The following is a 21580-nucleotide window of genomic DNA, read 5'->3' on the forward strand; positions in this document are numbered from 1 at the left end:
ATCACCATATCTGCCGTGGCGCTACTCTCGTGCAGCCCACATAAGACCGCGTTTTAATATGGTGCGCACGTGTGGCAATTCCAGCTCATCAGCCGTATGCCCGAGCGAGGAATAGAACACGCGACCTTTGTCATGCGTGGTAGTGAAGACGACTGGCATGGTCACTTCCTTGCGCCAATGATGGACCTCACCAGAAAACACGGTGGTTGCAAGGACGTCTACGGCCGGATCGTAGTTGAGGTAATACTGCTCCGAAGTATGCTCGAAACTCTCCAATCCAGCCATGATGGGGTGATCGGGCTGCGTGACGTTCACGCGGTAGGTTATGATATTGCCGGGATGCTGCACCCAATAGCAGCTTGCCGCATAGCGAAACGGGACACTGGCGCGAAATGTCGTGGCAAGCCCCATGTGGTAGCCGGCCAAGCCCGTCCCTGAGCGAATGGCGGCGATCAGGACCTCCATCTTTTCCGGTGCGAGGGTACCGTCGGTGATGACTGGCACAATCAAATCATTAGTGCCAACGTTTGGATCGCCAAGTGCGTCGTAGTCTTCCGTAACGGTGACCGCGAAACCTTCCTCCTCAAGCAGTGTCCTCACCACATGAGCACCGCGTTCGGGTGTATGCAGAGGCAATCCGCCCCAAACAACCAAAGCCTTTTTCTGTCTCATTTTGCCCCTCAAAGCCCCAGTCCAACGGCGTCAGTTCGATGCACACCACAGGGCACAAAAGATAATGCATCATCGATCCGCAATAGCTTTGCGGCAAGGTGCGCCACCGAAAGCCACATCTCTGTTCCTTGTAGACCCGGCGAATGCCCATGGGCAAAGGCTAGGCCCTCCCGGTCCACCCATCGTTCTGACACGCCAGCGATAATGCCCCTGGCGATCGCTTCAGCTTCCACGCGCCGATGATCGGTTTGAGCCAAGCACAACAGAAGGGGGTGAATGGTATCGAGTAGGTTGCAGGCTGTATAAGTTTCGCCCGAGAAGCCATTATAGTTTCGGTAGTTGGTGATCACCGCATCGATAGCCTGTTCGGCCCGTGGCACAGGAATACCGAACTGAGCATAAGTGCCTCGCGTCAGCCGATAGAAGCCGTTGACCGGCTGCAGCAGGCCTTCGCTGGTGGGGCACCCCCAGAGGCCAGTAGCCCTATCTTGATGCAATGCGAGCCAACCAAAAAGCGTCTCATTGATGCGGGTGGCCTCGAAGTATCGCGCATTCAAATAGAGTGCGGTGCCAATCGCATCCACTGCCGCGCCACTTGACCATGCGTGTGTGCGCCACGGCAGGTGGTTGAGCCAATGGCTCAGCTCCGGTGCCGAAAGGTCAACAGCACTGATCCGGTGCCGTGGTTGACTACCAAGCATCTCCAGAGCGTAACCCACCGCGAGAACATTGTAGAGTGCGAGCCCATCCTCTCGAAGCGGGTGTGTCGGATCAGGCGTTTGGTAAGGATCAGGAAACAAGCCCGTTACTGCATCTTGCGCGCGTTGCAGCTGCGCAATCACCTCAAACCGATCTGCACCCGGAAGGTCTTCGCCAAAGGATTTTGATATCTCGATGGCGTCGCAGAGGTGACGAATGCTGCGCCGTTTTTGCCCGCTCCCGTCATAAGAGAGGTATTCTCCGTCCTGTTGGTTATGGCGCAGAATATCACGCCATTGCTCTTGGGCGCGTCGGCTTAGTGCCTCAAGCTGGTCGGGCGTCTCGTGTCGCTTACCCTGCCCCCTAAAGCGGATGACTTTTGCCGGGACACCGCCAACAATAGCATTCGGTGGAACATCTTTGTTGACCACCGCCCCGGCGGCAATGACGGCCCCCCGGCCAATGGTTACGCCGTCAACAATGACGCAGTTCGCACCGATCCAGACATCATCCTCAACCGTAATGCCGAGGCTTTCGTGCTTTTGCAGGTAGATGGGTACTTGTGGGTCATCGTAGCCGTGATTGAACCCCACAAGAGTAGCGTGACTGGCGATCCTTACCGCATTGCCACAATGCACCTTGCCGGAAATTGTCGCGAAGCTGTTGATCGTGCAATGGGCACCAAAGTGGGCATCGCCGCGGACCAGGGCGTTTCCGGCAATCCAACTGTGTGCACCCAGCACGAGGCTGGTCGTGAAAATAGCTGCGGTGTCCGCGATATAGGCCGTTGGATCGACCTCTGCGCCTGCGTGGCGCTGTAGGTGAGCAATACGAGCCCGATGCTCATGGCTGGTGATGTCTTCCGGTGTCCGATCCCAAGTCAGATACTGAAGACGATCGTAGGCCCACTTTGCGGCGATAGGATCTTCCTCTCGCCGCGACGCTGTATGTCCTCCCGAGTGCATGTGACTAAGCCGTCCGCTCTAGTAGGTCTTGAGTGATTTCGTATTGGAGCGGCTTGCCCAGCACGTAGCGCTCAACCTCATCGGCTACCATGATGCCGAGCCTCGTCCGTTCTGTACCAACGGCACCGGCGATGTGCGGCGTTAGGAAGACATTGGGCAGAGTGTAGAAGGGACTATCGTCCACTGGAATTTCAGGATCGGTCACATCAAGAATGGCGTTAATGCGCCCCGTCTTGACCTCCTCCAGTAGCGCCGCTTCGTTCACCAAAGACCCACGAGCAGTGTTGATGAAGGTGGCGCCGTCCCGCATGAGCGCGAACTGCTCCCTCCCCATCATCCCGGATGTCGACGGCAATGCGGGAGCGTGCAGACTGACAACGTCCGAACGCGCCATCAGCGTATTGAGGTCGGTGAGTTCAACGTCCTGCGCTAGTGGATCAGTGGCAGGAACGAAGGGGTCGTAGAGCAAGACCGTCACGTCGAAGGGCTTGAGCAGTTGGATCACCCGCCTGCCGATGCGTGACGCGCCGATGACACCAACGGTACGCATAAAATTGCCAATGGGCTGATCTTGCAGGGCAAGGCTGGTGTTGCGCGAGTGGTCGTCTCGGTAGTAGTCGCGCAGATCGAAAACGCGCTTGTTAGCAAACAGAATGGCTGCCAATGAAAATTCAGCAACCGGCACAGCGTTCGCCTCGGCGGCGTGTGTAACCCGAATGCCGCGTTCGTAGGCGTAAGGGGCGATGGTGAACTTCACTGTCCCTGCCCCATGCGCAATGAGGCGCAGGTTCGGTGCTTGTTGCAACACTTCACGCGTCAGAAATGGTGTACCCCACGCAGTCACCAGCACCTCGGCCTGCTTCAATACATCGAGAGCATCAGAGCTACTGAAAGTGGTCAGGGGTTTGTCATTGATTATGTCGCAACACGCTTCCAGTCGCCGAAGAGTTTCAAGCGTGAAAACGTGACGCGTTCGTGCCGGATCATATGCAAAGGCAAGTTTTGGACGCATTAGGACAACTCCACACCCACCGCGCTGACGTCGATACCGTCTTTGGCAAAGAGCGCCTCGAGGTCAGCAATGCTGGGCGCCACTGGCGGATTGGCCAAGGCGTGGTCGGCAGCTGCCCCGACCGGCTGCGCCATAGCCGCCGTCACAAAAACAGTTTCACCTGCTGGCACTTCGCCCAGAAGTTGCGGCAAAATCGTTTTGGAGACGATGAGGTTACTGTTGGGCAATGCTTTGTGTGCTCGCCCTGCCCGTTGCCCGGTTAGATCAAGAATTACGGACACGTCCGTTTCGCTGCTCGCAAATCCCATAGCGGGGGCATCGACATATTTATCAGCGTTGAGATCGGCACGCGCAATGGCGAACCCACCCTCAATGGTGCTCAAGGCACGAGGGGTGTTGATGCGATGCACGCGGACGTGCCAATCGCCCGATGGAATAAGCCAAGTGTCGACCGTAACGTCACCAAATGGCTTCCACCGCGAGTAAAGCGTTGTTCCGGCAATCTGAGCGCTCACATTGTGTTCGCGAACGCGATAGTGAAGTCCATCGTCGGAAAACGCCAAAGCGCCGTCGAACGCGCCTTGTTTAAAGTTTCGCTCGTCCGTTTCGACCGAAAACCCGTAGCGGCTGGAATAGACGAACTTAGCGTATTTCTCAGTGCCTTCGCGCATCATGAAGTTCTCTTGCCCGCAAGAGAGCGCCACGACATTTCCCGCGGTGTGCTGCATCACCATGCCCGGATGCTTGAGCGGCACAGGATCAGTGGTGTAATCCGCCTCGACCTCTTCTGCAGTCCAGAATGGGTGATCGGCCGGAAGCGCCAGTGGCAGAAAAGCTTTTAGCGCCCAGTATGGGGAGCCACCCGAATTGTAGTTCTCGGACATGAATAGGTTCGGATAGCCGTAACCGACCGAAAGCACGCCATTCCCATGGGCAATCGGGAGCTTGCTCCACCAACGGAGGTGGCGCAGGTAATGGCCCTTGATGACGCCCCATGGGAGCGCCTCAAGATCGGCAAAAGCCAGCGCGCCCCAGAACCCACCGCAGGCGAAGCGATAGGTGAGGCTGCGACCAAAGGCGAGCGTGCCGCCGTCCTCGTCGAACCAATGCTGGATGTCCTGCGCAAAGCGCTCTGCACGAGCCTTGTAATTGGCGACACGCTCGTCGTCGCCAGTTTTGAGCTTGGCGTAGATCAGGCCATAAAAGTGCATCGCGAAGGGAATGTAGTGATCCAAGCGGCGCACATTTCCGTCGCGATACCAGCCGTCATCTATGTAGAACTCTTCCAGCTCGCCGAGGAACTGCTCGGTGTAGGAGCGGTCAAATTCGACCCCAACCTCATCGAGCCCTAGATCTACCAAAATGCGGAAAAACTTCCAGTTGTTGGGCGCATAGTCGAACTTGCGCGCGTGCTTGAGATAGTTCGCAAGATTGTCCTTCGCCTTCTGCGGCAGGGGCTCCCATACCAGATGCGGCAACATCTTTAGGGTGAACCCTATCGCGGCCAACTCGACCTGGCGCTGGTCTATACCATTCACCGTCCCCCAATATTCTGGATGATCAGGATCGGTGCCATTGGCTAGCCCCTGACGATACCGCTCCCAGTGATCAAACGCCCCGCCTCCAGCCGCAAGCGGCGTCAGGCCCCAGAGAGGGCGCGCAAACCCTTCCAAGTCTGCGGCGGCGCGATCAAAGTGCGCACCCGCTCCATCAAGGCGAACGCGGGCATTGCCCTCCGAAAAATAGGGCAGCAAGGGTTCAAAAAGATCACGCAGCGCGGTCTCAATATCGGTGCGCGTCTTAAGCGGGTTACCGAACAGCGGATTTGCATGTGTTGGATCGTAGGTCATTACACAAAGGCCTTTTGCGGCGCGTCGTCATAAGCGCCTTGAAGTGAGAGCGTTTCAGCAAAATGGCAGGCCACCAGTTGTCCCGTGCCGTTGACGGCACGCAACTCGGGCTTGATTGCTCGGCATTGATCGGCGGCGTATTTGCACCTTGTATTGAACGGGCATCCCACAGGGCGATTGCCGAGATATGGGATTTCGCCGCGAAGCTCTTTGCTCGGCCCTTTGCGCCGAGTGGGATCAGCAACGGGCAAAGCCTCGAGCAGCATTTCGGTGTAGGGATGGCGCGGGCGCTCAAACAGCTGTTCGGTTGGGGCGCTTTCAACGATGTGGCCAAGGTACATCACCACCACACGGTCAGCGATGTAATTGACCACGCCCAGATCGTGGCTGATGAAAATATAGGTCAGCCCCAATTCGGCCTTCAGATCATCCAAGAGGTTCAGGACCTGCGCCTGAATGGAGACATCGAGCGCCGATACGGCTTCGTCGGCAATGACCAGCTGAGGATTGAGCACCAGTGCGCGAGCGATGCCGATGCGCTGCCGCTGCCCGCCGGAGAAGGCATAGGGATAGCGCCCTACAGCATCCGCCGCGATACCGACGCGAGCGAGGATATCGATGACCCGATCTTCCAGCTCTTGGCCTTTCGCCAAGCGATGCACGCGTAACGGTTCTGCGACAAGATCGAAGACCCGCATATGGGGATTGAGCGAGCTCATCGGGTCTTGAAAGATCATCCGCATATCGCGGCGCCAGGGCTTCATGGCGCGCTTGTCGAGGGCCGTAAGCTCAACCTTTTTGTCTTCAGATTGGTGGTAGTAGACCTTGCCGGTAGTGACCGGCTGCGCCTTGATGATGCTGCGACCAAGAGTGGTTTTCCCACAACCGCTTTCGCCGACGATAGCGAGTGTCTCCCCTTTTTCGACCGTGAGGTTGATATCGTTGAGAGCCACCAGTTCACGCGGCGGGGCGAACATACCACCGCCGAGCGTGTAGACCTTGGAGAGGTTTTCGACCGTAAGAAGCGTGCTCATGCCATCGCCTCCGAATTGACGGTGCTAAGCAAGTGGCAGCGCGCCACATGGTCCACGCCGATCGCCACCCGAGGGGGGCGAACATTGGCACACGGACCGAACGCATGAGGACAGCGGCTCGTAAAGCTACAGCCTTGCGGCCGGTCTTTCGGTGATGGCACGGTGCCTTTGACCGGGCTGAGCCGCGTTCTGTCGGCTTTCCTCTGTAACTTGGGCACCGAATTCATCAGCGCCTGCGTATAGGGGTGCCTCGGCGCGGCGAAAACATCGTAGACACTGCCCTGCTCTACGACGTCTCCGAGATACATTATGGCGATATCGTCAGCGATTTCGGCAACGACACCCAGATCATGGGTGATGAAAAGCATGGCCATGCCGTATTCGGCTTGCAATTGGCGCAGGAGATCGAGGATTTGAGCCTGGGTGGTCACGTCGAGGGCGGTGGTGGGCTCATCCGCGATCAGCAGCTTGGGGGTGCAAGCGAGAGCCATCGCAATCATGGCGCGTTGGCGCAAGCCGCCGGAGAGTTCAAACGGATAGGCATTTGCGCGTTCACGCGCACCCGGAACCCCGACCTGGTCGAGAATGCTAATAGTGCGTTCACGAGCCTGTTTCTTATTCACCTGCTCATGCAACAGAATGACTTCGTCGATCTGATCGCCAATCGTGTGGACGGGTGAAAGAGAGCTCATCGGTTCTTGAAAGATCATCGAGATCTGTGCGCCACGGATTGCGCGCATGGGCGTGCTGTCGGGCTTGAGCTTGGCGATGTCGGTCCGTCCGGTAGAACTATCGAACAAGATCTCGCCCGTCCGAATATCGGCGTTGCGGTCGAGAAGCCGTAACACGGCACGAGCGGTTACCGACTTTCCGCAACCACTCTCCCCAACCAAAGCAAGGGTTTTGCCAGGTGTGAGGGTGAGGTCGACTTGCCGAACAGCTTCGATATCCGGATCGTCGGGTGAGGTGAAAACAATCGACATATTCTGAACTGAGAGAAGCGCTTTATCTGCCATGGGGATCAGCGGCGTCGCGTAAGCCGTCTCCGAAGAAGTTGAAGGCAAGAATGACCACCACCACGCAGACGCCCGGAACGAGCAACCACGGTGCAGAAGCCAAGGTACGGATGTTTTGTGCTTCTTGAAGCAAGGTGCCCCAGCTGACGATCGGTGGCTGAAGGCCAAGACCAAGGAAGCTAAGCGCTGTCTCTGCCAAGATCATTCCGGGAATGGCGAGGGTCGCCGCGGCAATGATGTGACTGGTAAAGCTGGGGACCATGTGGCGGATAATAATGCGCCAATCACTTGCGCCATCGAGTTGCGCAGCCGTGACGAAGTCCTCGGTGCGGAGGCTCAAGAACCGCCCGCGCACGACACGCGCCAACTCAGTCCACCCGATCAACGACAGGATTAGGGTGATGGCAAAATAGGTTTGCAGCGCGCTCCAGTCTTTAGGCATAGCTGCAGCCAGACCGAGCCAAAGCGGGATGGTCGGCATGGAACGGATGAACTCAATAATGCGCATTATCGCGCTATCAAAACGCCCGCCATAATAGCCCGCAAATCCGCCAATAATGATGCCAAACACCAGCGAAAGCGTAACGCCCGCCAAACCGATCGAAAGGGAAATACGCGTACCGTGGACCAAGCGGCTCAGTACGTCGCGGCCCAGCCGATCAGCACCCAAAATGTAGAACGGATCGCGCTTGTTCTCGACGCCCATAAGCTTGACGGACATGGGGATGAAGCCTGCAAGCTTATAAGGCTCACTCGGGGCAAAGAACTGAACCGGAATGACCTCTTCTGGGTCGAGTACAAAGGAACGACGCAGAGCTTTCGGGTCGACCTCCGTTTTGTAGCCGTTCACATGCGGCTGAAACTGCCAGTTACCATTCTCATCGGTCGTGATGAACTGCAGCCCCTGAGGCGGTGCATAGGTATAGCGTGCGCTATAAGCGGATGGGTCGGTCGGAGCGAGAAACTCCGCAAAGGCAGCAATCACGTAGAAGGCGACGACAACCCAAAGACTAACAACTGCCAGCTGATGGCGACGGAACCGCCGCCACATCAGGCTAAACTGGCTCTCACGGGTCCGAGGTACTTTGCTTGTGCCGGGTACGTCGCTCATGGTTTCAACAGCCATCTCACTTGCTCCCATAGCGAATACGTGGATCGATCCAGGCCAAGAGTAGGTCTGAGATCATTGTTCCGATCACGGTGAGCACACCGAGGAGCATGATGATCGCGCCTGCGAGATACATGTCTTGACTGGTCAGAGAGCGCAGCAGCAGCGGCCCTGCGGTTGGCAGGTTCAGAACCACCGAAACGATCACTGAGCTCGACACCAGCGCAGGCAGGAGCCAACCAATGGTCGAGACCAGCGGATTGAGCGCCAAGCGGACCGGATACTTCAGAATGACCTTCCACTCAGGCAGGCCCTTAGCGCGTGCCGTGACGACATACGGTTTCTTCAACTCATCGAGCAGATTGGCGCGCAAAATACGGATCAGCTCTGCCGTCCCTGCGGTCGCGAGCACCAAAACGGGCGCCCATGCGTGAGACAGAAAATCCCAAACTTTCGGGAGGCTCCAGTGCGCCATCTCATATTCAGATGAGAACAGGCCGCCAATGGTGGTGCCGAAATAGACGAAGCTGAGATACATCAGGATCAGCGCAAGGAAGAAGTTAGGTACGGCAAGTCCGATGAAGCCAACGATCGTGGCGAGGTAGTCGCCGAGCGAATATTTCTTGACCGCGACATAGACGCCGATCGGCAAAGCGATCAGCCACATGACGATGACGGCCAAGCCTTCAACAAGGATCGAGTTTCCGAGGCGGCCCCAGATCAGGGACGTCACAGGGGCTTTCCACTCAAAGCTCTGGCCAAAGTCGCCGCGGAACAGAATGCCGCTGATCCATTTCCAGTACTGGACATAAAAGGGTTCGCCGAAGCCATATTGCTGACGCAGTGCTTCGATCATGGCCGGATCAACGCGATCCCCATTGGCGTTCAGCGTTGCAATATACGTCGTTAGATAATCGCCCGGTGGCAGCTGGATGATGGCGAACGCCACAATGCTTACCGCAAACAGCGTCAGCACCATCGAAACCAGTCTCATGCCAATGAAACGCAGCATGGGCGTCTCCTCAGAATTTTGGCCTATTCCGCACGCAGGGACACGGCGGATCGAAAGTGTCCGAGGGAGATGTGGAGGCGCGTAAACTCACCCACACGCACTATGCGCATGTCCTATCCCATCTCTCGGAGGGCTCGCCTCCGTGGTCGGGAGCGAACAAGTTGCAAGATTTCATAGCCAAGCCCCTCTTCGGCTCCGCAGTGAGAAGAACACACTGCGGAGCGCTGGGAGGTGACTATTTATCGCCGAAGTACCATTGGAATGGGTCGTAGGGCGCTGGAGTTGGGTAAAGGTATGCGTGCAGCATCGAGTCCGCGATATTCCGCACGTTATTCTTGGCAATGTAGTAGCCTTCGCCAGGCAGGCTGATGCCAATGACCGGGAAGTTTTCCTTAGCGATAGCCAAGATTTGCTTCATCATATCGTTGCGCTTGGCCGGGTCGCCTTCGGCGCGGATGGCAGTGTAAAGGTCCATCTGCTCTTGCGCCCAAGCTGGCGGCGCTTCAGCGATTTCGGGACGAGAGCCCTGGAAGTGCTGAGCCCAGCGATATGCCCAGACGGATTCATCGTTAGCAGCCATGTAGTAACGCGGCTCTTGGATGACATCGAGACCACCGTCGCCTTGCCAAATCTGCGCATCATAATCGCCGACGACGCGCTTATCGTAGTACAGGGTACGGTCGATGTTATTGAGCTCGATATCCAGGCCACCCGCTTCGAGCTGAAGCTGGATCAACTCCATCATATCGACCCATTCACTCTTGAATGAGGAGATCATGTCGATGGTCACGACCAGCGGTGAACCATCCGCAAAGGTATAAAAGTCTCCACTGCGCGTTAGACCTGCAGCTTGGAACGCAGCATCGGCAGCCTCAACGTCATATTCGGTATACTGCTTGGCCATCTCCTCATCGTAGAATGGAGATTCAGGGCGAGGCGCTGCCTGGAAGGGTTCGCCCTGCCCGGTAAACACCACATCGATGATCTCCTCACGATCAAGAAGATGGCTCACGCCAATGCGGAAGTCCTTGCTTTCAAAGAGGGCACGGCGCTTTGGATCGATGTGGTTAAGGTTGAACTGTAGCATGAGCGTATTCATGCTTGAGGGCACATTGGGGCCGAGGCGGTAGTCGCCGGCTTCCTGGCCATCAAAGAACAATGGCTGGTTAGCAACCGTCGCAATGTGGCGATCCTGAAAGTCGATTTCGCCATTCAGCGCCATCAAGGTGATTTCTTCGAGGGAGTCCGACACGCGCATCTCGAGACGATCGATATACGGAAGCTGATTGCCCTCAGTGTCGACCTTCCAATAATACGGGTTACGTTTGAAAGTGGTGCGGGTCGCATCGCCGGTCAGCGGCTCATCGATCATCCACGCATTCATCATGGGCAGATCAGGGTTCGCCCAGCGGATTGTTTCAGTGGCCCACGAGCAACGATTGCCCATGTGCGCTTCCCAAGTTTCAAATCCGGCAGCCTTTGCATTTGCGACTGCGTCGGGATTGTACTTTGGATAGAACTGGCTGCAGTAGTCTTTGCTGAGCGACACAACGGTGAAGCCGTTGATGCTGGCCAACTCGTCCATGATCAACCCATTTGGCTCTTCAAAAACCAAGCTGAATGTCGTGTCATCGATAACGTCGACAGTTACCTTGTTGGGCTGCTTGATAAAGGTACCGCCGCCATAGGTCGGCTCGCTCATGACCTCGACAGCGAAAGCGATATCGGCGCTGGTGAATGGGGTGCCATTATTCCACTTCAGCCCCTCGCGGAGCTTGAAGGTATAGGTGCGAGCGTCATCGCTAACCTCCCAGCTCTCGGCTAAGTTTGGAATGATCTCTTTCCACTCGCGATCGTAACGCACCAAACCGTCATAGGCGACGGTCCGCCCGATCCATGCATTGTCGAGGCCACCGCGAAGCGCGCTACGCCACGTTCCGCCATAAGTGCCAACGCTTTCGAATGGCGTGATCACCAGGGGGTTCTTCGGCAGGCGGTCTGCCACCGCAGGCAAAGCGCCACTCGCGACATCAGCATCCAAACTCGGCGCTTGCTGCTGACCAAGGCTCGAACCGGCCATGGCAAACAGCGCAATCATCGCCACAGCGCCTGACAGGCGCGCAGATGAGAGCATCTTCATATAATTTCCTCCCTTTTTCGGGCACCACCCGAAGATGTTGCAACCCAGCCGCCAAAAGCGCGCTGGACATTTCACCCGCCTCCTCTGGCGAGTGCCTCGGTTTCCCGAGGGACGGTCACGAAACAGGCACTCCTCAACGCCAGTTTCAGTGCAAGCATGGGCTCGCTTTGTAATTCAGAAGGCCAGAGCCCCCTCTCGGCCGCGGACCAATTGGAGCGCGGCAACATCGTTACGTTAGGATTGATTTGCGCGAAAAACAAGTAATTTGCGCAAACAACGCAAATTACGCAAATTACTGCAATTTGCGTTGTCACAAGAAAGCAATAGGTACAAAAAAGCCGCCTTCCCGATGGGGGAAATGCGGTATTGGGAAATTTATTTTAAACCTATTTGGAGGTTACGAGCTGACTATTACCGAAAATCAGCGGCACAATAAAAGTGCAATAGTCGCTGTTCTCCGGCTACTCGATGGCAGCGACGGTATCGCCTTCAATCAGCGTGACGCCAATTTCCACCTGCTGCACAGCAGGCTCGCCATCGAATTTTTGTCCTAAAAGACGTATCACAGCGCGCCCCATAGCAACGCGATCCACCTGCACCGTGCTGAGCCGTGGGGTGGCCATGCTTGCGATCGGAAGATCATCAAAGCCGACAATCGAGAGAGGATGGCGCGCATGTCCCTCACCACCGCCCAGAGCATCGACCAAGGGCATTGCTGCTATATCATTCCAGCAAAAAACTGCCGTGACGTCGAACTCCCCCTGCCTCAAGGCGGCCACCAATTCGGCATTTGTGTAGTCGTTCGTCGTCACAATGGTCGGCACGGCATCCGCCACCTCCGCCATCGCCGCCTCATAACCCCGCTGGCGCTGTATAATCGTAGGGCGTACCTGATGGGTATAGTGCAGAATTTTACGGTGCCCCGCGTTTAGCAGGTACCGCGTTGCCTGATAGGCACCAAAGAAATTTGCCGGCGTTACAGAGCTAACGGCCATTCTCGGATCTAAGCCGTTCGCCAGAACAAGATTTATCTCGTTCTCGTTACACCATTGCGCAAATTCAGGCGCAGGGTCGATGCCAGCCAAGACCAAGCCACTCGCCCCAGTACGCTGCAACTGCCGCTGAACAAACACATCATCAACGCTATCCTCATTGACGAGACGCACATCCAGTTTGATCCCCAGCTCTGCAGCTTGTGCCCGCATCCCTTCAACAATGCCGTGATAGAAACTTGTCAGGTGGCCAGTCGCTCCGCCGAGCGGAACCAACGCCAGAACATGCCGATCCAAGTTTTCGACGGAATAAACATGCTTACTCTTATATCCAAGCTGGCGCGCGACTTTCTGAACTTCCGCGCGCATGACCTCGCTAATGCCAATCTCATTGGCGAGCGCACGAGACACGGTCGAAATCGACACTCCCAACTGAACCGCAATGTCAGCCTGGCTTGCACGCTTTGGGGACATAAGCTTGGCACCTCCTGCCCTATGCAATATTTGCGTTTTTTGAGTAATGCAAGAGTTCAAGTTGAGGCGCCCCGCACCTGGCTCGAGAAGCCATAGGTTACAGGGACTTACAAATGTCCTCGAAGGAGGTGACGAATTGATTCACCGGCGGAGGCCGCTCAATTGCACGGCACGGCTTGTTGTCAGTCGGCCCTTAACAACTATTCGGCAGCAGGAAGCTTCAGAATTTGTCGTCTATGATGGCCTATGGCGGCTCTTTGTCTACGGCTGAGATCGGCTAGATAAACACACTAACAACCGATCGACGGGCAGCGCGTCGCGCTAATTGAACTCCATTCAGACCCGTAGCAACTGGCGACGTTTCAGCTATCGCTTCCACATCGCCGTCTGGCACTGATCCACGGATCGCTTCATATAGTCCCAATAGAGGTCCGGATCACTCGTTGCTTCGAACTCGGTTGCGTACTCATCGGCAAAGTCTTCCATGATTGCCGCCGCGCAGAAACACAGATCTTCAGCGCCGATGCCCGAGTCCGAAATCCAATCTTGAACATAGGCCCGATCAAAATCGTCGGGCTCGAGCAGCCCTTCAATGGCGAATTCGCAATGGGCCTGATCGGGCATGCTTGACCAATCGGGGCCGTCTTGGCTGCCGTCCGCGCCATTCTCCTCATATCCCTCAACGCCAACAAGATCCCCGTCGATAAAATCTTCGTCGTCAAGGAGTGACGGAAGGCAGACACTCATATTCTCGCGCAGGATTTCGACAAATACCGCTGCGACGTCATCCTCATTATCAGCCATATCCATGCGGAACGTCTGCAAATCCGCATTCTCTACAAATTGAGCGCCAACGCAGGCGCAAAAACGAGAAGGATCGCCGCCAACAGCATCTGCAAAGACTTCGAGGCCTGCACCATCGAGACCTTTGGTGCAGGCCTCGTCCCCAATCCGGTAGAGTTGATGATCTTCCATCTCTGCCGACACAGCGGGCGGCATGAACAAGGACAAGGTTACAAGCGTGATCATAGCAGCTGGACGCACGGATAAGCCCCTCGCAGGATAAGAAAACAAGCGCGACCGAGGCCGCGCTCGCCAAGGATTTGCTTGCCTAGAGGCGGCAGGTCTCAATCGCGCCAGCCAGCGTGCTGGCGTAGACGATATTGGGATTTGGGGCATTCTCGATAGCCTGTTGGAGCGGCTCGCCTTCAGCCGCGAAATAGCGTGCGGTGCAAGTGCAGAGATCGTCACGACTTTGGCCGACTTGTGCCATGCCCTTCAAAATCTCTTCGCGATCGAAGCCCGGCACCATAATGGCGTCATCAAGGGCCATTTCGCACATGTCCTTATCGCCTTCGTCATAGGCGAAGTCCTCATCAGGGAGCTCTTCGACGTCCCACTCGGCCAGATCGCCATCCGCAACCTCGCCGTCCCACTCGAGATCGGCAGCACCGGGCAGACAGATGGCCATGTTCATCGTGGCGATGAAGGCCAAGTGGTCATTGCCCTCGGCAGTCCCCGAGGTCATGCTCGCCAGATCGTCACTATCGAGATCCTGGAACTCTTCACCGACGCAGTGGCAATATTCGGCGCGCTCCCAATTGGCACTATCGACCGCAGCGACAAAACTTAGGCCATCGACGCCATCCACCTCTCCCGCGATGGCGCTGCTACAGGTGTCGCGCCCCAAATCATAGAGGTTCTGCCGCAGGCTCTGCTGGGCCGAAGCGGGGGTGACGCAGACAAGCAGCCCCAAGGCTGCCACCAGCATTGCTGTTCTCATTTGCATATCTCGTTGATGGAATGGAGCCCTCGGCGGCACATTGCGCCGAGGGACAAATCGGTTCAGGCCGGCCGAGTGGCTGGCGCCGCCTTCTTGCGACTGCCGATGTAAATCAGGCCGCCAACAATGATCGCTGCCACGGCAAAGATCAGCAGCGCCGTCAACGGACGGTAGAATAGCCACGCCGTCCCGATGGTGAGCGCACCCAGCGCCACGCCAAAAATACCGGCGATAATGCCCGTGCCGAAGCCGAGAATGCTGCCAAGGAAAGGCAAGACGCTGGCGACAACCGACAAAGGTCCGAGGATGGAGCCAAAGCCAGCGATCAGCAAGACGATGCCGACGGCGCGCAAAAGCCAGGTGAAGGTGGAATTGCCTGCCGCTGCGCCTTCAAACATGTCCTCGGCTGCAACCGCCCCTGCATCCACCATCAGCAGGCTGTCGCCGCTCTCGGTCTTATAGGAGGCAAGCCCACTGCCCCTTTGCGCCGCAATAATGCTGACCTGACTGGCCGGGGTAAATTCATAGCTGATGCGGTAGTCGCCAATGACGGGCTGGCTCGGAGTGCTGCCCAGATAAATCGTGCCATTAACGATTGACGCGCGCATGCCAGCGCCGACTGCGGCCTGTACCCCATCGGCAAGATTGTCGCTCAGCAGATAGGGCTGGCTGGAGCCAATGCTGCCGATGATATTCTGGTCAAGAACAAACGCCCCGAGATTGGCACTTGGAACAGAAAAACTCTCGCTTGCGACGTCCATAGTGGGATTCTGGTGATCCGTCGGATCTTCGAAATCGACAGAATTCTGGTGCTGCGACGACCAGTCCGGAGCATAGCTATAGGTCGTGACCTGCGTTTCGCTGCCGCCAAGCTCGACCTTTTTCTCGGTCGAACGGCTCTCCACCCACTGATACATCTCAACCTTGCGACGCAGCATCAGCCCATTGGCGGAAACAGGAAACTCCCTGTCCACCACGGGCTCAGCCGTCGTCACATAGCCCGTCACATGGATCAGACGGCCTTCATTGGCGGGATCGAGCGTGTCTGGAGAGACGGAAACGACAAGTCCCGCCCCTTCAGCCAAGGATTTTTCAGTTTGGACTGCGCGTCCCTCGTTCCAGAACAGCAGCCCAACCATGCCGATGACCAGCACAAATCCCACGACCACCCCGCCGACGGATTGCTTGATCCGGTCGAACCAGGAAATTGAAACCGTTTTTTCTATCGCCATTTTTTACCAATTGGTCAAAGAGTGAGCGGAAAAAGTTCGGGCCCTATCAGCCTGTCCAAGCGACGCCATAGTGATAGCGACGCGCCCTTGCCCGCATGTAAAAGCATCCCGAAAATGCAAACATCTTCAGAGAATTCCGTCTCCCGAAATCATGACGTGAACAGCCGACCGGGAGCGTTGACGTGACAGTAAAGACACCCAAGCGGGCAAGACTACTCCCCTAAAAGGGGGATGCGCTCCGAGCCGACCGCCTTGGCAGTCCTGCTGCACCGTGGCAAAAGGAGAATAGTAATTGACGACACAAGGTTAAGTCATCTTGGATACTTGGAGGCAAGGCTTGGGGGGATCGCTGAAGCGCGCAACGGTCGAGAACCGCTTGTTCTGCCCGCCGCATTTTGCCGACACCCTCGTGCCGCGCACGGGCCTGCTGACACGCCTCGCCCAAGCCGACCAACCCGTTGCGCTTTTGCTCGGCCCACCCGGCAGCGGCAAAACCGCCACGCTGACCCTATTCTACCAAAACCTCGTGGCGCAGGGAAAATCCGTCTTATGGGCAAATTTGGGCGATGGCGATTTCGACGCCGTCACACACCAAGCCCAGCTCAGCCTGTCTGATGCCGCAGACGAAGGGCTTTATCTCCTCCTCGACGGGTTAGAGCGCGTGAGCGAGCCAGAAATGTGTCGCCAGATGGAGCGCTGGATTGTGGGCCTACCGCGCACCATTCGCGTGCTGGCAACGGCACACCACTTACACGGCCCCGTATTGCATGATTTATGGCTCCGGGGACAATTGGAACGCATCGGGCCAGAGGCACTCGCCCTCGATGATTTTGAAGCGGCTGCCCTACTGGGCCCGCGTTGGTCATCGGCAGACGCATGCCTACTCAATGACCTCATGGAAGGGTGGGCCGCTGGCCTTAAATTTCTGGCTCAGGACCCAACCGCCACAATGGCCCTGCTCGATCCGCGTGCGGACAGTCTCGCCCTGCCAAGAGGCCTTGGCGATTATTTTGACGATGTGATTTGCGCTCAACTCTCCCCGGAAATACTGAGCCTCCTGCTCGACCTCAGTGCATTTGACAGGTTCTCTCCGGACATCGTTGCCAGCTTGTCTACGACCAAAGCCTGGCCCGAGATCGAAGAGCTGATCCGCCGTGGCCTCTTCATCCAATACCGCGACGCCACGTGCGGCTGGGCAGGACTTCATCCCGCCTTCGCACGCCATCTGCAACGCAAAATGCGCCAAGCCGACCCCGCAAGGTTCGAGTCCATGCGGATTTTTGCGGCGAATTGGTTTGCCGAGCGCGGCTTCGCCTCAGATGCTGTGCGCCATGCAATCGGCGTCGCCGACAGCACGACTGCGGCCCAGATTATCGAACGGGCTGGGGCGATTTCGGTCGATCTCGCCGACGGACCCGACCTTGGGCTTGAAGTCAAGATTCCGCCCGATCGCGCCGGGGAGTTGCCCATGCTCTTCCTCAGTCAGGTCTATAATCGCCTCAGGCATGGAAAGCATCACGAGGCCCGAATTGCCTTCGACGCAGCAGCAGAGCTGACAGAGAACTACAACAGGATAGAAAATTCAGCCGATGCAGAAATAGTGGCCACTTGGGCCGCCAGTATCGAAATCGTATTTTACTCTCTCGCCGATGCTCCCGTGCCGGGCGATCGAATAGCGTATCTGGAAACCCGCCTGCTGCGTTTTCTCGACACCCAGCCAATCCTTGCAGCAGTTATCGCATCGGTTCTGGCCTTCTTCTATGTGGACACGGGCCGTTTTAGTGAGGCGATCCGGATCAGCCGTCTCGGTTTCCACGCCCAACGCGCGGACAATTCCAGCAAGGTCACGCTGTTTCTCGACCTTCATTACGCTTCTGCCCTGATTGCGACGGACACAATCGATCAGGCCATCGCCCATGTCGTGCATGCACAAAAGCTGGCCCATCTCGAATGTGGGCCGCACACTTATGAGGTTTTGACTTCGCAATTGATGCGCGGCGTTCTGCACTACGAGTGCAACGAACTCGACGCGGCCTTGGACAACCTGATGCCGGCACTGGAGCAATTGCGCAATATCAATGGCTGGCTCTGGCTTTATCTCGAAGGCTTCACGGCAGCTGTCTCCGTCCATTGCGCCCAGGGTAACACCGAAAAGGCGCTGCAGCAGATCCGCGTAGGCGAAGCCTTCGCCCAAGAACGCAACCTCAAGCGCTTATTGCGAAAACTCGCCATTGCGCGCGTGCATGTGCTCATTAGCATGGGCGAGTTGCGCGATGCCGCGCAGCAGATAGACACGCTCCTATCAGAACTTGCTGCAGACAAATGCGGCTGCAGGGTAATCGAGAGTGAGGCCTTGCTAGCTTCGGCATTGCTGATGCTCGAACTTGGGCGTCCCCGCGATGCATTAGGTGAAATAGAGCGGATAGATATGGTCCTCCTCGGCGACGCCGATCTTCGCTTACGGTTTTCCTATCATTGTCTTTTCATGCGCGCCGCGCGCACTTTGCGGCGATACAACAGCGCGGTGGAGCACATGTCCGTCGCGGTCGGCATTGCACGGCAGGCAGGGCTGGCCCGCAGGGCTGCCGACCACAGTAAAACCCTGATCGACGTCACCGACTTGTCCCTACGCAGCGGCCGCAAGCTGCCCGCCGCGGTCGAGGCTTACGTCCACTCTTTGCGCAGCAGCGAGCCCCACCCCGCCAGTGCGTCAAAAACCGAGGTCGTCGGCCAAAACTATGCCCTTAGCCCGCGTGAAAGCGAAATCATAACGCTCGTTGCCGAAGGTTTGAGTGCCAAAGAGATCGCCTCGCAATTGGGAATTTCTGAAGGTACCGTGAAAAGCCATCGTAAGAAAATCCACGACAAACTTGGCGTCTCCACCCGCTCACAGGCCATTTCTCGCGCCCGAGAGCTGTTGATCATATGAGCCGCATGGGGGGCGCCGCTTAATCCCCAGACACCGGGAAGTTAGAGCAATGGCGTAAGCCACTCGGGAGCCTCATCAATTGACACCCGCGAGCGCCTAATCCGGCAGAGCATCGGCCATCATCAAAAGGCGTGAAAGATCGAACGCGACACAATCCGGCATCGACGAGTTGCGCTCTCCACCAAGCAAAGCGCCAATCTGAGGCCAAGCATCTGATGACGGGAGGATTATGCCGGATTAAACTGGCTACACAGCACAGCGAGTTCAAAAAGTTAAAACTCAACGCTCCGCTGAAAGGCAGCGCTCGATTTATTTCAAGGATTTCAAGGAAATAAATGGCGCGAGAGACGGGGCTCGAACCCGCGACCTCCGGCATGACAGACCTGGATTTATCAATTGAGTTCATGAATAGTTTCAACATGTGGGCTCCGAATTTACGGCCTAAATTACCCGAAGTTGAAACTCGACTCGCTGAGTTGGTGCCATCTTTAGCTCATTTGATAGAGCGCCCTGCCACCTGTGCACCCCAACGCATTTTGTCGCGACCAGAATGGGGCCGGAAGCGGTCTGTCCTCTTCCGGTGAGAGCGTTATGGAAGGCGGGCATTCGCGCCTGTGTGCTGGCACTTTGTGCCATGAGCACGCTGGCGGCTTCTCGTCGAGCGCGGCGGCATCAGGGTCTACGAACACCCGGACGCCAAGGCGGCGTAGCTCGCTAGTATGCTGCGGCTTCGATTGCAGGGCCCACGTGCTGTTTCCAGTAACTCAGTAGCGGGATGCAGGTGAGCTGGAAGATGAACCACATCGCATAGACAATATCGTGGTGGAAGCAGGCTCCCGTGCCGATCTTGCCATGAGCCATCTCGTGTCGAAGACCGGGTCCTGGATGGCCATTGAACATCAAGTCGATCTGCAGGACGACACCAGGGGTAAACGCCTTGTTCAATTCTGGTCTATAGCTCTCAAGTAAGGACGACAGCGACCGATCCTCTTGGAGCATGTCGTTCAAGATCTTCGACGTATCAGTGTTAGAATTCCTGAGAACGTACCGGATCGAATTTTCCACCTGCGGCACCAGCATGTGCGCCGCCGCGACGTAGTCACCTTGAAAGAAGCGGGCAAAACCCAGAGCGAAGATGCCGGCGTGCGATGGTGGCACAAATGGGCTGTTGATAGCTATGGAGTGGAAGTGCCGTTCTGCAATGGGGAAGCTGCTTGCAATGTACTGCCTCGACGGTTGTATGAAACCGTTTACGATTTCCATGCGACGGAAGTTCTCCAGCTCGGTAATCTTGTTCTTGATCCAATCGTCGTCAGGAACGCCACCGATCGGGGCACCTCCAACCTCACCAACAATCTTGCCATCGGCGTCGTGCTGCACAGCGGTAAAGATGGAGGCGATCGAATTATGATCCAGGCTGTCCAAGGCTTGCTGGCGAAGAGCATCCGGGGAAAGCGGCACGGCCAAGGTCGCGAACTGCTTTAGAGCGTCCGGCAGGGTCAAACCGTCGAAGGCTTCGAGGGTGCCGGTGATCTGGTTTGTGAAATCGACTGGGATTGAGAAGGACAACATCTCGTCCATGGCCTTCTCTTGCAGCTGACGCATCTGCAGTCGAAGTTGCTCTCGATACTCGTCAGTCCCGGATACTCTCCGCAACTCGGATATCGCCGTCCTAAGCCAGTGCGCTTGAGCGGATGTCTGACCAACGTGGTTGCCCATCTTGATGGTCTGCTCAATGCCTTCTAGCGTACACCGCCGTTCATCCTCTGGTCGATCCTGATAACGGTGAGAGGCTGCGGCCAAGTCCCAAATCTCTTTGATACCCAACGGATATGGATCAGGCCCATTTGCTGCCGCGATGGCTAGTGCCTCGGCATCCTGAGCGATCTGATCATCCGACAAAAGGTCGAACCGATAGCAAAGCCGGGCGACACGTTCGAACGGGAACACATCAAGGTTGTCGCGGGCTGCTTCGTACAGCGCCATCAGATTCGATACGATCCGGTTCGGAAGAGCCGCACCCCGCTTGCTTATGACAGTAGATATCTGAATGGCTCGCTCAATCAGGTCGAGCTCTTCATTGCTCACGGTCGTCTTGTAGTCGAAGCGTTCCTCGAACCGGCCATCCCTCAGACCTTCCACAGCGTCGCAGTAGGCTTCGATAGCATCACGAGCGGCGGCTCCCTTGCGACGATCATTGACCCAAACGACGTCTGCGATCCTGGCGCGAAGCCCGGGATGTGTGATCTCATGGTAGAGGGCGTTGAAGACCTCGTTCTGTTCGCCAATCCAATCTGCTGGAATGAACGACCGTCGCGCTCCCATCACCATTTGCGGGCCGTATGCATCGCCAGGATCCTTGACGCGGAAGTGCAGACCACAAACGCCGGTCAGAATGCGCCACACTTCGAAGCTTGGGTCTTTTCCAACCGTTTCGTTAGACAGGCGATGGTACACCGTCTCAAGATTGTGGCACTCGACCTTCTTGATGTCCGCGATTGGAGCATGGAAGTCGACGGCATTAAATTCGTCAAGCGTTACCAGTCGTGGCTCGGGCCAACTGCTCTTGGCCTCAGCTTCGTCTTCTGCGGCGGCCTCGTTCATCTCGTCCTCGATTTTGTCATCGTCAGACATGGCCCATCTCCTATAGTGTCGTCGACCC

The 21580-nt window shown here is 56.7% G+C and carries 15 protein-coding genes; 1 reads left to right on the forward strand and 14 read right to left on the reverse strand.

All coding sequences use genetic code 11. The annotated features are described in order from the left end of the window. Nucleotides 1-21: 21 nt before the first annotated feature. From JHL21_RS01545 to JHL21_RS01605, 13 genes are all read right to left on the reverse strand, one after another. A complete protein-coding gene (locus JHL21_RS01545) occupies nt 22-672 on the reverse strand; it encodes a ThuA domain-containing protein (protein WP_200211525.1) in 651 nt (216 codons plus the stop codon). A gap of 8 nt (nt 673-680) precedes the next feature. Beyond that, nucleotides 681-2336, reverse strand: coding sequence for a DapH/DapD/GlmU-related protein (locus tag JHL21_RS01550; protein ID WP_200211527.1), 1656 nt, complete (start codon nt 2334-2336; stop codon nt 681-683). 4 nt (nt 2337-2340) lie between these two features. Then, nucleotides 2341-3348 (reverse strand): hydroxyacid dehydrogenase, encoded by a 1008-nt coding sequence (locus JHL21_RS01555; RefSeq protein WP_200211529.1) that lies wholly within the window; start codon nt 3346-3348, stop codon nt 2341-2343. Continuing rightward, nucleotides 3348-5198, reverse strand: coding sequence for a DUF2264 domain-containing protein (locus JHL21_RS01560; protein ID WP_200211531.1), 1851 nt, complete (start codon nt 5196-5198; stop codon nt 3348-3350). The genes JHL21_RS01555 and JHL21_RS01560 overlap by 1 nt, the downstream gene beginning before the upstream one ends. After that, nucleotides 5198-6232, reverse strand: a complete 1035-nt coding sequence (locus JHL21_RS17650) for an ABC transporter ATP-binding protein (protein WP_200211534.1) — start codon at nt 6230-6232, stop codon at nt 5198-5200. Before JHL21_RS17650 ends, JHL21_RS01560 begins: the two co-directional genes overlap by 1 nt. Beyond that, nucleotides 6229-7248 (reverse strand): ABC transporter ATP-binding protein, encoded by a 1020-nt coding sequence (locus tag JHL21_RS17655; protein ID WP_200211535.1) that lies wholly within the window; start codon nt 7246-7248, stop codon nt 6229-6231. Before JHL21_RS17655 ends, JHL21_RS17650 begins: the two co-directional genes overlap by 4 nt. Continuing rightward, entirely contained in the window at nt 7238-8359 is a 1122-nt protein-coding gene (locus JHL21_RS01575; RefSeq protein WP_254081926.1) for an ABC transporter permease, read from the reverse strand. The genes JHL21_RS17655 and JHL21_RS01575 overlap by 11 nt, the downstream gene beginning before the upstream one ends. 16 nt (nt 8360-8375) lie before the next feature. Further along, nucleotides 8376-9368: an ABC transporter permease gene (locus JHL21_RS01580; protein ID WP_199531471.1), complete on the reverse strand. Its 993-nt coding sequence runs from the start codon at nt 9366-9368 to the stop codon at nt 8376-8378. A gap of 235 nt (nt 9369-9603) precedes the next feature. Next, complete coding sequence (locus JHL21_RS01585; protein ID WP_200211537.1) at nt 9604-11508, reverse strand: ABC transporter substrate-binding protein; 1905 nt, start codon at nt 11506-11508, stop codon at nt 9604-9606. A 461-nt stretch (nt 11509-11969) separates the two neighbouring features. Further along, a complete protein-coding gene (locus JHL21_RS01590) occupies nt 11970-12974 on the reverse strand; it encodes a LacI family DNA-binding transcriptional regulator (protein ID WP_200211538.1) in 1005 nt (334 codons plus the stop codon). A 366-nt stretch (nt 12975-13340) separates the two neighbouring features. Next, on the reverse strand, nt 13341-14018 hold the full coding sequence (locus JHL21_RS01595; protein ID WP_200211542.1) for a hypothetical protein: 678 nt from the start codon (nt 14016-14018) through the stop codon (nt 13341-13343). 67 nt (nt 14019-14085) lie between these two features. After that, the gene (locus JHL21_RS01600; RefSeq protein ID WP_200211543.1) at nt 14086-14757 is read right to left on the reverse strand and encodes a hypothetical protein; all 672 of its coding nucleotides are present in this window, start codon (nt 14755-14757) and stop codon (nt 14086-14088) included. A gap of 62 nt (nt 14758-14819) precedes the next feature. Continuing rightward, nucleotides 14820-15989 (reverse strand): TMEM43 family protein, encoded by a 1170-nt coding sequence (locus JHL21_RS01605; protein ID WP_200211544.1) that lies wholly within the window; start codon nt 15987-15989, stop codon nt 14820-14822. Between the two features lie 337 nt (nt 15990-16326). Between JHL21_RS01605 and JHL21_RS01610 the strand changes: the two genes are divergently transcribed. Further along, nucleotides 16327-18918, forward strand: coding sequence for a LuxR C-terminal-related transcriptional regulator (locus tag JHL21_RS01610; RefSeq protein ID WP_200211546.1), 2592 nt, complete (start codon nt 16327-16329; stop codon nt 18916-18918). 714 nt (nt 18919-19632) lie between these two features. Here the strand turns inward: JHL21_RS01610 and JHL21_RS01615 are convergent. Beyond that, nucleotides 19633-21552 carry a hypothetical protein gene (locus JHL21_RS01615; protein WP_200211548.1) on the reverse strand — a complete coding sequence of 640 codons (1920 nt, stop codon included), beginning with the start codon at nt 21550-21552 and terminating at the stop codon, nt 19633-19635. Nucleotides 21553-21580 lie beyond the last annotated feature (28 nt).

Source organism: Devosia sp. WQ 349K1 (genome assembly GCF_016595685.1).
Taxonomy (GTDB): domain Bacteria; phylum Pseudomonadota; class Alphaproteobacteria; order Rhizobiales; family Devosiaceae; genus Devosia.